At 32.0% G+C, this 14,155-nt stretch carries 15 protein-coding genes and 2 pseudogenes; 6 read left to right on the top strand and 11 right to left on the bottom strand.

The features are described from left to right. Positions 1-43: 43 nt before the first annotated feature. From ABLV90_RS04615 to ABLV90_RS04580, 8 genes and pseudogenes are all read right to left on the bottom strand, one after another. Positions 44-1,570 carry a class I adenylate-forming enzyme family protein gene (locus ABLV90_RS04615; protein WP_460872257.1) on the bottom strand — a complete coding sequence of 509 codons (1,527 nt, stop codon included), beginning with the start codon at positions 1,568-1,570 and terminating at the stop codon, positions 44-46. Positions 1,571-1,588: 18 nt separating this feature from the next. Continuing rightward, a pseudogene (locus ABLV90_RS04610) lies at positions 1,589-3,164 on the bottom strand (CoA-transferase). Positions 3,165-3,503: 339 nt separating this feature from the next. Then, complete coding sequence (locus ABLV90_RS04605) at positions 3,504-3,935, bottom strand: universal stress protein (RefSeq protein ID WP_427705622.1); 432 nt, start codon at positions 3,933-3,935, stop codon at positions 3,504-3,506. 235 nt (positions 3,936-4,170) lie between these two features. After that, the gene (locus ABLV90_RS04600) at positions 4,171-5,073 is read right to left on the bottom strand and encodes an ABC transporter substrate-binding protein (RefSeq protein WP_427705625.1); all 903 of its coding nucleotides are present in this window, start codon (positions 5,071-5,073) and stop codon (positions 4,171-4,173) included. Between the two features lie 371 nt (positions 5,074-5,444). After that, positions 5,445-5,711, bottom strand: a complete 267-nt coding sequence (locus ABLV90_RS04595) for a type II toxin-antitoxin system Phd/YefM family antitoxin (RefSeq protein WP_069826319.1) — start codon at positions 5,709-5,711, stop codon at positions 5,445-5,447. A gap of 163 nt (positions 5,712-5,874) precedes the next feature. Further along, positions 5,875-6,000 carry a hypothetical protein gene (locus tag ABLV90_RS04590; protein ID WP_427705628.1) on the bottom strand — a complete coding sequence of 42 codons (126 nt, stop codon included), beginning with the start codon at positions 5,998-6,000 and terminating at the stop codon, positions 5,875-5,877. Positions 6,001-6,115: 115 nt separating this feature from the next. Beyond that, the gene (locus tag ABLV90_RS04585) at positions 6,116-6,388 is read right to left on the bottom strand and encodes a hypothetical protein (protein WP_069826318.1); all 273 of its coding nucleotides are present in this window, start codon (positions 6,386-6,388) and stop codon (positions 6,116-6,118) included. A gap of 350 nt (positions 6,389-6,738) precedes the next feature. Beyond that, complete coding sequence (locus ABLV90_RS04580) at positions 6,739-7,335, bottom strand: NDxxF motif lipoprotein (RefSeq protein ID WP_460872256.1); 597 nt, start codon at positions 7,333-7,335, stop codon at positions 6,739-6,741. A 552-nt stretch (positions 7,336-7,887) separates the two neighbouring features. Between ABLV90_RS04580 and ABLV90_RS04575 the strand changes: the two genes are divergently transcribed. From ABLV90_RS04575 to ABLV90_RS04555, 5 genes are all read left to right on the top strand, one after another. Continuing rightward, positions 7,888-8,211, top strand: a complete 324-nt coding sequence (locus tag ABLV90_RS04575; protein ID WP_460872255.1) for a hypothetical protein — start codon at positions 7,888-7,890, stop codon at positions 8,209-8,211. Continuing rightward, positions 8,195-8,509, top strand: a complete 315-nt coding sequence (locus tag ABLV90_RS04570) for a hypothetical protein (RefSeq protein WP_460872254.1) — start codon at positions 8,195-8,197, stop codon at positions 8,507-8,509. Before ABLV90_RS04575 ends, ABLV90_RS04570 begins: the two co-directional genes overlap by 17 nt. Positions 8,510-8,724: 215 nt before the next feature. After that, the gene (locus ABLV90_RS04565) at positions 8,725-9,036 is read left to right on the top strand and encodes an ArsR/SmtB family transcription factor (RefSeq protein WP_056935115.1); all 312 of its coding nucleotides are present in this window, start codon (positions 8,725-8,727) and stop codon (positions 9,034-9,036) included. Between the two features lie 59 nt (positions 9,037-9,095). Next, on the top strand, positions 9,096-9,527 hold the full coding sequence (locus tag ABLV90_RS04560; RefSeq protein ID WP_069814958.1) for a DMT family transporter: 432 nt from the start codon (positions 9,096-9,098) through the stop codon (positions 9,525-9,527). A gap of 12 nt (positions 9,528-9,539) precedes the next feature. Further along, positions 9,540-10,007 carry a DMT family transporter gene (locus ABLV90_RS04555; RefSeq protein ID WP_460872253.1) on the top strand — a complete coding sequence of 156 codons (468 nt, stop codon included), beginning with the start codon at positions 9,540-9,542 and terminating at the stop codon, positions 10,005-10,007. Between the two features lie 154 nt (positions 10,008-10,161). Here the strand turns inward: ABLV90_RS04555 and ABLV90_RS04550 are convergent, their stop codons facing one another. From ABLV90_RS04550 to ABLV90_RS04540, 3 genes and pseudogenes are all read right to left on the bottom strand, one after another. Continuing rightward, positions 10,162-11,337 (bottom strand): ABC transporter permease, encoded by a 1,176-nt coding sequence (locus ABLV90_RS04550; protein WP_427705635.1) that lies wholly within the window; start codon positions 11,335-11,337, stop codon positions 10,162-10,164. Continuing rightward, a pseudogene (locus ABLV90_RS04545) lies at positions 11,334-12,013 on the bottom strand (ABC transporter ATP-binding protein). The gene ABLV90_RS04550 and the pseudogene ABLV90_RS04545 overlap by 4 nt, the downstream one beginning before the upstream one ends. After that, a complete protein-coding gene (locus tag ABLV90_RS04540) occupies positions 12,010-13,122 on the bottom strand; it encodes an efflux RND transporter periplasmic adaptor subunit (RefSeq protein WP_460872252.1) in 1,113 nt (370 codons plus the stop codon). The pseudogene ABLV90_RS04545 and the gene ABLV90_RS04540 overlap by 4 nt, the downstream one beginning before the upstream one ends. Positions 13,123-13,367: 245 nt before the next feature. Here ABLV90_RS04540 and ABLV90_RS04535 point away from each other — a divergent pair, with 245 nt between their 5' ends. Beyond that, on the top strand, positions 13,368-13,979 hold the full coding sequence (locus ABLV90_RS04535) for a YIP1 family protein (protein WP_427705643.1): 612 nt from the start codon (positions 13,368-13,370) through the stop codon (positions 13,977-13,979). The last annotated feature ends 176 nt before the right edge of the window (positions 13,980-14,155 follow it).

Raw genomic sequence — 14,155 nt, 5'->3', positions numbered from 1 at the left:
TTTATAGTTACTATTTTAAAATATTTATAAAAGCATAAGTTATTTAGGCTAATTCATCATCTTGTTGACGTGCTTTGTCAGCTTTACTATTCATCTTCTTCTGTAACTCTAACTTATCTGGTTTTGAAGTTGAGTTCAGCGGAATATTTGTTAATTTTAAATACATTCTCGGAATTTTATATCCAGCTATGTTTTCTCTCATGTGCGCGTCCAGTTTTTGTTCAAAGTCTGGATCATCTTCAGTCAATACCACTGCCGCTGAGACAGATTCTCCATATTTGGGACTTTCATAGCTCACTACCACACCTTGTGCTACTAAAGGATGTGTTGCTAAGACCGCTTCTACTTCTGAAGGCAACACATTTTCACCACCAGTGATAATCATTTCTTTACGTCTATCAACAATATAGATATCACCGTCTTCATCTATTTTTGCTAAATCTCCTGTTAAGAAATATCCATCTTTGAAGTTTTTCGCTGTTTCTTCAGGCTTCTTCCAATAACCCGGTGTGACATTATTACCTCTTACAGCTAATTCACCAATTTCTCCAGTTTGTATATCTTCAAATTCATCATTTAAAATACGGTAATCTACGAACATGACGGGTTGTCCAATACTACCAGGTTTTTCAGCACCATTTTCTGGCGTGTTAACCATTGTAAGTGGTGCTTCCGTTAAACCGTAACCATTAATGATAGATAAGCCCATGCTGTTAAATTTCTTTTGCACAGCTGGTAGCGGTGCTGACCCACCTTGAAGTAAGAATTCAATGTTATCGAAGTTTTTAAGGTCAAAATTCTCTGCAACTAACATTGCATAGTACATCGTTGGTATCTGTATTAAATAATCAGGCTTGTAATGTGCCATGAGATCATTCAATGCTTCACCATTGAAGTAACGTTGTATAATCAATGTGCCGCCCGCCATTAACAATGGTAACGTCAAATCATTAAAACCTAATACATGAAACATGGGTGTTGAAACAATGGTCTTATACGTAGAATTTATTTTATAAGTGAGTGCCGTGTTTATTGGATTACTGACGAAAGTTTCATACGTAAACATAACGCCCTTAGGTAATCCTGTGGTACCACTCGTGTACATTAACGTCGCTAAATCATCTTTTTCTACATTTACCGTTTTGAATGGACGGTGATTGTTAGGATTCACCATATCATCATATTGCTCGGAATCAACATCCATATGAATGAGTCCGTCTGCAATGCCTTCTAAACTTGATAAATGCTTTTGTGAATAAAAAATTAATTTCACATCAGAATCTTGGATCACACTTTCAATTTCCTGTGGTTTTAAACGCCAATTCATCGGTAAATATACTGCACCTATCTTGAATGTAGCGAATAGTAAATCTAGAATAGCTACATCGTTTGGTGAAAAAATACCAACGACGTCCCCACGTTCTATACCTTGATCTTGTAAATGGTTTGCTAAATTCTCTGCACGTTTATTTAAATCTTGATAAGTCCATTCAGTACCTTTAAATGGATCGATAACTGCTGGCTTTTCCTCATCAAATACTGCTCTCGTTTTAATCCAGTCGTAATTCATATTTTTCTCCCCCTTAATTTAAATACGATCTTCCGACTTAATTACCTGAGACAGACCTCCCCATGTGTTTTGATAAATATCACTCTGTATTACCTTAATCTCTTCAGAAATGATTGGTTGAAACTCCATATTTGCTAAAATATCTCGTTCTAAATCTAAGCCAGGTGCAATTTCAATTAATTTAATACCTTTGTCCGTTAGTTCAAATACTGCGCGTTCGGTAACAAAATAAACTTCCTGTGCTAATTTTTGTGCATTTTCAACATTAAAATCTATGTTGCCCACTTGTTTTACAAATTTAGGTGACTTACCTTGGGTTTCCACTTGAGCTTCACCATTAGCGAAATTTAGTTGACCCCCAACAACCATTGAAGCTGAAAAAACAATTTTTTTAACTGATTGGCTAATATCAATAAAACCGCCACAACCATTCATTTTGTCTCCAAACTTAGACACATTAACATTGCCATATTGGTCAACTTCAGCAAAGCTTAGAAATGCAACATCTATACCACCGTTATAGATAAAATCCCATGTTAACTCATGTCTGATACGTGCACTGAGATTATAGTTCATACCAAAGTAATTACCACTACTAATCAATCCACCAAAAACGCCTGTATCTATATTCGTTTGAACTAAATGATTGGCTTGCTCCTCTTCTAAAACATTCGACAATTCATTATTAATGCCAAAACCAATACTGATTACGTCTCCCTCAAGTAAAAATTGAGCTGCACGTCTCAAAATCACTTTACGGCTACCTAATGCTATATATGGCTCTCGCATCTCAGTAATCTGATAATGTCCTGAAAGTGCTGGGTCATATTGTGTTTGGACAACCTGTCTATGATATTTTGGGTTACTATTAACTACAACATAATCTACAAGTTTACCCGGAATAAATACATCACTCGGATTGAAACGCCCACTTTGGATGACTACTTTCACTTGCACAATCACTTTACCTTTATTCTTATGTGTAGCTGCTGCAACACTGTAACCCTCTCCAAGGTGTGCTTCATGCGTCATATAAATATTACCTTCTGTATCGGCATATGTACCTCGTAACAATGCGACATCAATTTCTGGAAAATCATAATTTAAATATGTTTCTCCGTTGATTTCAATTAAAGATACTAAATCCTCTGTCGTACGTGTATTTACTTTGCCACCAGAATATCTAGGATCGACATTAGTATTCAGCCCAATCTTAGTAATTGTCCCTGGTGAAGCAGGTGTTTGACTACGATAATGTGTCGTAATTACACCTTGAGGCACGTAATAGGCTTCAATATCATTATTGCGCATTGCATTGATTGTCTTAGGTGAACCAGTAATAATACTTGTGATTAATCGTTTGATCATACCCCTTGATACAAAAGAATCTAAATCATAACTGTCACCACGATAATCACTAATATCGTTTGCCAACATAAAGGTGAAGGCTTTAGGTGTTTGATGCTCATCATATTGATCGACTAATGTTTTGAGAATCTCAGCTGGTAAGTTAGCCGTTGATAATGCTCGCTAGGGCTATCACATCACCTTCATTAATGATGTCTTTCAAATCTGAAAACGGAATAATTTTCATACTTGCGACTCCTATCTTTGTTTAATCCGGCTATTTTATCTATCATTTTCCCCTTGAATAATCTCTCCCCTTTATATAAATGTAAGCCCTTACATGTAATATACCATCATTATTGAAAATTATGCAAAAATTTTTTATTTTACATAGTAAATTAATAAACAAACGGGATAATGGCGGGCAGATATGAGTGAATTAAAAATCCCTTCAAAATCCACACTTTTTCAGCGGACACCTTGAAGGGAATATATCATTATAAGATTGTAGTACTTTTCAGGTCAGTATATATTAAAAATATTAGACATGATGGTTAGTTCAATAGAATTTCTATACTTTTTATCTTTATTTAACAATTAATACTGGGACAGAACTCCTTTTAGCAATCTTATGCGTAACATCTCCTAAAACGTGTTTAATATTCAAACTCACTCTATGATTACTCATAATTACTAAATCGTATTCACCTTTATCTGTATCGCCAGAAGTAATTTTGTCTAAGATTGTATCATTAACAGGTCCAAAATCAATATCTACTTTGTATTGAACCTTTTTTTCATCTAATTCATGTAAAAATGGAGCAAGATCGCTTTCTGTTTCTCTAATAATATCACTCTTATGTTCAATATAATTTTCTAAATTAGTTGCAAAATTAGCTTCTTCAACCACATGATAAACTGTAACAATTGAATCTGTATCAACCATTTTTGCTAAATGGTCAGGAATTGCACTAAAATCATTTTCAAAATCATAGGGTAATAATATATTTTTAAACATATACACTAACCTCCTAGTGGCAAGTATTTAGATACCTATTATTTATATAATACCCTCAAAAATATTTTTTAATTTAGCGACAACAGATGCCAACCAATTGGAGAGACAAATTCAAAGTAGTTGAAGTTAGAAACTTTATAATAACAGAGATGTGTCTAAAATCATTTTGCATTATGAAAGGATACAAGATTGTTTATCTCAAATATTCTAATTAATAAACTATAAAGGATTAAATTTAGTTGTTTAGCAATTTGGATTTTAGTATTTTTCTATTTTCTTCTAATGAGTATGGGTCATTATACCAATAGTTTTCAGCTTTAACGTGAAATACATGACCTTGTTTTACTGCCGGAATATTCTTCCAAACATTAGTTTTTTCAAATTCTGGAGAGGATTTTCCCTCACTCATTGTAATAATATAATCTCCAGCGTATTTAGGCATTGATTCTAATGATAAAGCTTTATACCCATCTTTTTTCACTACCTTTTCTAAAGGTTCTGGCATTTTTAAATTAAATGCCTGATACAAAATTTCTCCTCCTCTACCCCAATCTTTACCAAAAGCATAATATTCTTTATTAAAGTCATCAAAAATTGAAACTGTGGCATGAGTGCCAATGTGCTTTTTGATTTCATTAGCATCTTTAGCTGTCTGTTTCTTCCAATTATTCACCCATTGCTTTGCTTTTTCTTCTTTTCCTAATAATTTTCCTAATTGAAGCTGAGTATCTAAATAATTTCTTTTACCATATTCCATCGGGATTGTTTTTGTGATTTTTTGGAACTTCTTCAAGTTTTTGTCATCAGTATCTGCAACAATAAGATCTGGTTTTAGTTCAGCTATTTCTTCTACATTTTCAGCGTTTATTTTTTTAACCTTTTTGAATTTTTCATTTAATACATCACTTTGCTTTATGTCTTTGTTCACACCAACTACATGTCCGCCTAGTTGCTTTATACCTCCTGCGTATGTATCAGCTACAACAACTATACGTTGGGGATTTTTGGGTATACTTATCTTTTTACCAGAGTCTAAAGTATACTTTTTTTCATCTTTCGTCTTTTCATTATAATCATTATTGCTACATGCAGTCAGTAGCAATAATACTATTAAAAATGGTACTGTTAATTTTTTCATCTATGTTCCCCCATATATAATTGATATTGATATTCATTATCAATTATATAATTTTTTGTTACTTTAGCAACTACTATTTAAAAATAATTTAATTAATTTAAAAGAACAAAACATGTAATATAAGGGCGTCTTAATTCATAAAACGAAAATTTTCATAAGCTTATGAGTGTTACAAAAACGTATTAACTGAGGCAATAGAAAATAATAAAAACACCTCCGTATAAATTCATTTGGAAATGAACTTATACGGAGGTGTTTTATGAAAAGTGTAGCTTATTCTGTAAAGTAAGGTACTTTATTTATAATGGTACCTACATGAAACAACTAAACTTGCATCATCTCTTTCAAGTCCTTTCATAGTCCCTTTATCTCTACACGATATCATTTGATAACTCATTAATGGTTACAATCTTACCTTTTCCACGTTCTAAATTCTCAATAGCACTTGCAAGTCGTTTCGCATTGGCAGGATTCTGTTGAAGGTATAATGTTTCCATGATTGCCTCATAATCATCTTCTGACATCAAGACAGCATTATATTCTTTCGTTGTAATAGTGATCGTATCCCTATCCTCATTCACTTTATTAATCATATCTCGAAAATTATCTCGGACAAACTTATAGTTTTTTACTATCATAATCTCATTCCTCCTAAATCAACCATTCAAAAAATACAATTTTAATTTATTCTTTCTTGATGAAATTATATAATTTATACATGACAATGCCTATCATGGATTTATAAGTAATATCGGCTTCTCACCTGCTTCAAATGGTGCTTCAAATGGAACACCCAAGTTCTTAAATTAATTTCCTCTTTTTATCGAAATCAACAGTCATACCAATCATTGCGCCTATTGCAATGCTAGGTCCGATACCAAAAGGAAAACCTAATGTATAACACATTCCAATAGATATAATTGCCATATATGGAATCCAGCTAATAAATCTTTTTCATAACTATATCTCCTTTAAAATGACATAATTATTTCATTCGAATTCCTTTTCCTCATTTTACAATATTCAGCTGTTGTATATTTCTCTATTCGCCTTTTAATTTTTTAGATTTTTTCACCTTATCCAAAGAAGAAAAGCCTAAAATAAAAGCAATAAACCCTAGTATAAGTCCTAATACAATCATTCCGTTCAATTCTTTATCTTTAAAGATATTAATTAATTCCAAATTACCTAAACTACTCCAAACTCTATTATGACCCATATTCAAACCTGTTACATTTAAAATTATAGCAATGATAACGACACCTATAAATACGAAAAAGCCATCTTTCAGACCGCTCACAACTCTCTTTTTCACACTTAAAACTTCCTTTTCTTTTCTGAATATAAAACGATATTGGAGTATGAACGTTAACATCAGAACACTTAGCTATTACAAATCTTATCTAAATTATATATTCAACGTTTTTTATCACGATTATTCCAAAATAAAAAGAGAATAAAAAACAACAGATAAAAAGAAAACCAAGTGTCTAAGTGATTTTGATTCATTTGCTGATATGCAAAAACAGCTAATAAAATTGTCAAAATTGTTTGAATTAAAAATAAAAACCACTTCACAATATCACCTCTATACAGACAAAATTCAATGCAATGGTAATTGCTTTATATTTTGTTCTTCGTTGTGTCAATCTAACTCAATCCTTTTTATTCAAAAGCGTTTGTTTGGATATCATGCTTGTTCAGAAATTGTTCTACTTCTTTTTGTTTCTTACCATTAACTTGCTTTTTATATTGAGCATTTATCTCTTTTATTTCGCCTACATTTTTTAATTTTGTTTGGTCCGTATTAGCATCGTCCGTTGTTGCATCTACTTTATCGTTGATTTGATTCATTAATTCATTTACTGAAGTTACATAATTACTTACTTTTAAACTTCCTTTTTCGTATTGCTTCGGTAGCTGGTTATTTTCTATAAACTGTTTAAAATTTTTATCATTTTTATTTGTAAGCTTAGTAAGTTTATTTAATTTATCCTGGTCTTTTTCATTTAATTCATCTTTATCTCTAATTTCCGAAGTATTTTCATCTAATGCATCAAATGTGTCTAAATACTTTTTGATACTTGAACCCATTTCATCTTCACTAATCTTTTCGTCACTTTTTTGACTTGAAAAGACCTTTTTGGGAATTTCTGTTGCTTTCGCTTCTTGATCAGAACTTTTGTTTTCGGATTCTCCATTGCTACAAGCGACTAATAACAACGCTAATGTTATTAATGATATGTATTTTATAATTTTCATAATAGCCTCCTCTTTACTTTAGAATACCATTTTTATAAATATTATAAATACTTTTAATTAAAATTATATTCAATTGTTTTATTAAACCCAAAATTGTTTAAACGAATAAGGCATTTTTTTATAAAGAAGTATCATTAGTCTGACCGACTCTTGCAGGAGAATTACTAGTTGAAGACTACAAGCTGAGGCGGTACAAGTAGAAAATACACATAAAAAACCGCCAACAAAGTCGGAGAAAATGTCGATACGAGAAGACTTTATTTCAATAAAAATATTTTAATCTACTCATAATTAAATTCGAATGAATCAATTATGTTTCTTTAAATGTTGAACTTTGATATAGTCGGATATTGAATATAAAATATCAGAATTATATTAAAAAGAAGCGATTTTTATTTCTTTTAAATATTATTTCTATTCAAAAAAATATCGGCTTTAGCACTTCACATTTTAATGTGGGGTGTTTTTCTATGTTTTTAAATCAACGTTTAATAATAGATGTTGTGAAGACTATCTATTATATAAGCAAAAATTTTATAAGGAGCGTAATGTATGATTGTAAAGGATAGTATTACCAATCCATTTAATATAATTTGTAAAAATAAATATGAAGAAACAAATGCCTTCACATACAATAGATTAATCGATTATGGAAGTTCTTATTATTATTTGAAAAATACTTCATTTGATTACATTGCAACAAGTGTGATTAGTAGATGTGATGGTGAAGAAAATGAGGAATTCGAGTCCAGGTTCAAGCATTTTGGGGAAACCGAAAAATTTTGTATTGAAAAACTAGAAGTAACCTCTACATTTGAAAATAAAGGCGTCATGACCATCATGTTTTGTGACGTGATGCTTGGCAATGTTAACTAGAGAATTATCACATCAACATCATATAGAGGTTAAATTTATAAATACATCAGATTTAATAAAAGATGGCAAAATAGTAAACGTGTATCATAGTGTGATACCTAATTATGAATTATCAACAACTAAACCTGATAGTACAAGAATATCTTTAGAAGGCCAACGTAATAAATCAAGTATTGAATTTTATCAAGATATTTATAACATATTTCCTTTAGAAACTAGAGAAGAAGATATAGAATATTATACAAATTTAAGAGCTGAAAAAATAAAAAACTTTAATGAAAAGTTAAAAGCTATTTAGATAGCTAACAATAACTATCCGTATGCTTTGTTATTAAAAGTAAATTTGATAATGAAACAATTAAGAGACTCCCTTTTTGAAAGGAAGTCTCTTTTAATATATATGCTTAGACTATTAGTCATTTTAGTGAGAATAACATTCAAAATTTTGTTGTTCTTCTATTGAAAAGTATTTGTGTATTGACATTTCGAATATTCTCGAATAGTATGTGTGTTATGAAAAATTTAGTTGAAACTTTTAAAGTATTAAGTAACTATGCCCGTGTTGATATCTTAGTTTGGCTGAAACATCCTAGTGAACATTTTGGACATATTTATACAGGTGAATATTTAAAAGAAAAAGGAGGCGTATGTGTAGGAGATATACAAGAAAAAGCCAATATGTCCCCCTCTACTGTCTCGCATTATTTAAAAATGATGCAGCAAGTAGGGCTATTAGAATCTGAAAGACATGGTCAATGGACTTATTATAGAAGAAACGAAGAAAGTATTAATGAATTAGCCAATCTAATAAAAGAAGATCTTTAAAGGTCTTTTTTTATTGATTATAATTCGATAATTCGCGAAATGAGGAAAAGAGGTAAATCATGAATAAATTTATATTTTATATCCTTGCTATAGTAGCAGGTATATTTTTGAGTATCGAAGGTGCCATGTATGCAGTATTAGGTGATTCTATTGGAGAATTAGAAAGTAGTTTATACAATTTTGCCATAGGAACAATCATATTAGGCATTGCATTATTGTTTTTAGGCAAAGGCAAACTATCTTACGCAATTAAAGCACCTAAATGGCAATTAACTGGCGGCATATTAGGTGTTATTTACTTAACTGTTTTAGTCTTCATCATTCCTATGATAGGTGTTGGCCTAGCAATGGGAAGCGTTGTGGTTGGCCAAATGATTATGAGTGCATTAATAGAACATTACGGCATACTAGGCAGTGAAAAACGACCATTAAGAATTGAAAAAGTAGTGGCAATTATACTAATGATAGTTGCATTAACACTTATTTATTAGGAGGAGTATAAAATGCAAGTAGCTTTAGTAGTCATAGCTTTAATAGTCGGTATCACTTTAAGTACACAATCATCAGTAAACGGGTCTTTTAGCAAAAAAGCAGGAACGTTAGAAAGTGCATTTTTAACATTTATAACAGGTGGTATGATTTTATTCATTATTACTTTGTTTTTTGGAGAAGGTAACTTCTTAGATTTCTTTAGTGCCCCTAAATGGCAATTGAGTGCCGTTTGGTTTGGTGTTGGTTATCTATTTTTAACAATTGTAGCAATTCCCAAAATAGGCGTTATAGCAACAAATATCTCTGCTGTTATCGGACAACTAACCATGGGTATGATCATCGACCATTTTGGTTTATTTGAAGGCATGGTCATTCACTTTGATGCAAAAAGAATTATCGCATTAATTTTAATGGTTATCGCACTAAGATTGATTTATAAAGCTGATATTAAAAATAGCTTACATGAAAAGTTAACTTAAACTATTTTTAATATGTTCAAAATCGCAATCAGCAATATCTATCACTTAATTACGACTTATTTATATTTTTCAAACTAAAAAACGCCCTTCAAAGATTTCACATTTTAAGTGTCACTTTGAAGGGCGTTTATCATGTAAATAGAACTGTAGAGCTCTATTTTATAATATCAATCAATTCTTTCTTAGCTGCGGATCTGGCTGGAATCCAACCGAATACGATGCCGATTAACATAGATACACCAACTGCTGTTAAAACGGAACCTAGACTGACAACACTCTTAATGTAGTCTGGCGTTAACGCATCGACGCCTGACGCTATTAAGATACCTATAATCAGACCGATGATGCCACCAATCACACAAAGCACGACACTTTCCACTAAGAATTGTATTTCGATATCTCGGGACTTCGCACCAAATGCGCGTCGAATCGCAATTTCCTCTGTACGTTCTGAAACAGAAATGTACATCACATTCATTACGCCAATTCCAGCAATAAACAATGAGATACCCGCGACAGCTGCCACAAAGTAAGTAATTGCATCAAAGACTTGATTGATGCCTTTCATCATTTCTTCAGTGTCATTGTAACTATAGCTACCGTCACTCATGCCAGAACCTTTTTTATTTAATTCATCTACGACCTTATTTGCTGTATCTTTTTTATCAGCTCCGTCTTCCAATGAAAGTTTTAATGACGGAAAATCTTGACTTAAACCACTCATATATTGCTCAAATGTTTTTGAAGGCATATTCACAGCTGATGGATTCATCGCGTCATTGGCAATACCCACGACTTCAAAACCTTGATCATCAATATATAATGTTTTACCAATGGCATCTTTATTAAAAACATCTTTGGCAATTTTATCATCAACGGTTACGACTTTCTTCCGTAATTCATTATCATCTTTATCAAAGCCTTGGCCCTTTTCAGGACTATCCATAGCTTCTTTTTTCACAATACTGATGTCGCCTTTTTTCTGCGCATTAGTCATTTTTGCAGAAAAACCTTGGTCATCCGTTTCTTTAATTTCAGCATCTGCTACGCCGTCAACTTGTTTTATAATACTCAAGTCTTGCTGGCTGAAAGGGTTCGTTTTCGCGCCTTCCATATCATTACTCATGAAATTAATATTTGCAGAATTTTTTCCAGCACCCGTATCTTCAAATTCTTCAGAAGCCGTTTTTTTAAAGCCGTTTCCTAAAGACATAATTGTAATAACAGCCGCAATACCAATAATAATACCAATCATCGTAAAAATATTACGTCGCTTATTTTTTAAAATAGATTTGAACGAAATGGCGATGATATTAGACAAATTCTTCATCCAACCACCTCTTCTCGTTGAACACGACCATCAAGAACATGAATAATACGATCTGCTTGATCTGCAACTTTACGATCATGCGTGACTAATATCATCGTCGTATTATGTTCTTTATTCAATTTTATAAATAATTCAATAATATCTTTAGACGTTTTCGAATCAAGTGCCCCCGTAGGCTCATCAGCAATAATAAACTTGGGTTGATTGATAATGGCACGTGCGATAGCAACACGTTGTTGTTGGCCCCCGACAATTTGTTGGGCACTAAATTTTCTTTATCAAACAAACCTACATCATGTAATGTACGTGTTACACGTGATTTACGCGCTTGAGTGCCTAACCCCGCATAAACGAGCGGAATGCTGACATTTTCTAAAATTGTATTATTTTGAATTAATTTAAAGTTTTGAAAGACAAAGCCAACTGTTTTATTTCTGATATCTGCAAGTTGGTTATCTGAACTTTCTTGATAATTTTTACGATTAAAAAGGTAATCACCTTCATAACCACGATCAATAAATCCTAAAATGTTAATTAACGTACTTTTACCAGAACCTGAAGGACCCATAATCGCAATGAATTCACCTTCATTGATGTTGATATTAATGTCTTTCAAAATATGGTTTTGTTCATCCCCATTTTTGAAATATCGATTGATATCTACCAGTTCTATCATGATGACACCTCAACTTCATCTCCATCATTCATCGTTTTTTTAGGATTTTTAATGAGTTTATCCCCTTTTTCCAGACCTTCTTTTACGAAAATTTCACCGTTGATTTCGTCTGTTTTAATATCTCGTTTTTTAACTTTTCCTTCCTCATTTACCACAAAAACATTATTATCTTTTGTAAGGACTGATTTAGGCAATTTAATAGAATCTAATGGTACTTCCACTTCCATAGAATAACCCGCACGCACTGGGATATCTATATCGTCAATAACTACGGTATATTTGGATGATTCTGAATCATTTCCACCACTAGGATCACCTTCAACTGGGTTCGAGGCTTGCGGCGTAGCACCTCCATCCTCACTACCCGATACAGCCGAAGCACCACCAACAGCCGATTCATTTAAATTTTCTTCATAACTCTTAGGTAATTCTGAAATTTTTTGGATTTTACCTTCACCCGTTTCACCCGTGCTTGTCACTTTCACATCTACTTTATTGCCTTCTTTGATTTTATTCAGGTCAAATTCAGAAACTGTCGTCTTAATCTGTGGTTCATTGGATACTAATTGAAGAATCTTTTCACCATCTGTTACATTATCTTCATTTTTAATATCCACTTTTCCATCAAAATCTGCATAGACACTGTCATTGACTTGTTTATCATGTGAATTCAGTTGTTGTTGTGCTTCACTTAATGCATTTTGATCTTGTGATAATCGCTTTTGCAAATCATTGTTGTTAGGACTTTGATTAATATTTTGATAATCTTTATTCACAGCATTTTGCGCTTCATCTACTTTATCTGCTAATTGTTCACGCTTACTATTATTAATATCGTAGTTAATTAACGGGTCTCCTTGTTTAACTGATTGACCATCATCAACTTGTGTACTGATATATGCCCCTAATTGACTGTTGTTGTTATATGTTTTAACTGAATTGGGTGATGCTTTTCCCTCTAAATTGAGTGGACTTTCTTTCTCCACTGTATATGTATCATAACCATCTTTCTCCGCCGAACTACTGTTGGTCTGTTTCAAAACCAATGCCACGACGACTAATCCAATTATCGCGACTATCCCTATAAGCCACATCCACTTTTTCTTCAATTGATAAACACTCCTTATATTTATTCACTTTACAAGACTACCATAGCCACACAATTAAAAATATATCTAATAACATATTTTTGAATGATTATTACTATTTGAATGTCATAAATACTTATTATTTACTCTATATATCTTTAAGTATTATAAATACTTATTATTTTTTTAATTTCTATAAAACTATTTTAATATTTTATGTGTAGTGTTATGCTTTGGTCATTATACATACAGGAGGAAAAATTCATATGGAAACATCAAAATTACCCTTAGTTTCACACTTTTCAGAACTACGTAATAAGCCTAAATGGGTTTTAAAATTAATTCTCGCAATTGTAGTCATGACATTATCAGCTGTTATTGGGTCGCTTGCAATTGACTATAACGAACTGTATAAAGATGCAGGTATGACAGGAGCGGAATTAGAACAAGCTAAAATGTTCGGACAAATCGGTGGTGCAATTGCTGGCATATTCGGTGCTATTGTTAGTATTGGTATTACATTTGTCATCTTTTTACTGATTTCCAAGATCATGAAATCTGATGCAAGTGGAAAATCAATTTTCTCTGCTACTTTAAGTTATACATTGATTACCGGAATTATTGCTTTAATCGTTATACTCATTCAGTGGATCGCTGGCTTATCACCAACAGATTATTCTATTACAAGTCTTAATATTTTTGATAAAGGAAATAACATATTAGGTGCATTTAATTTACAAACATTTATAGCCGCATATGTATTTGGCGTTATGCTATTCGCTACAAATCGTTTTTCAAAAAAATCAGCAATTATTTGGGCGATTGCATATCTTGTAGTGAATATAGGTTTTGTATTGTTAGGCGCATCTTTCTCATAAAAGAATTATGCGAAAGATTTAGGAGTTTGCTAAGCGCGCACAAAGAACAAGTAAAAATTGATTGTTTAATACATATACTTTCTAGATACCAGAGAAATTGTTATTAAGATGAAATTCTATATAAGAATACAATAAGGTTGGGACATATCACATGTGTCAGCCTTTTTTATATTGGC

The sequence above is a fragment of the Staphylococcus sp. 2S1 genome, from assembly GCF_046721335.1.
In the GTDB taxonomy this organism is placed as follows: Bacteria; Bacillota; Bacilli; order Staphylococcales; family Staphylococcaceae; genus Staphylococcus; species Staphylococcus equorum_A.
The sequence above is the reverse complement of the archived record's forward strand: the minus strand, read 5'-3'. Positions and strand labels throughout refer to the sequence as shown.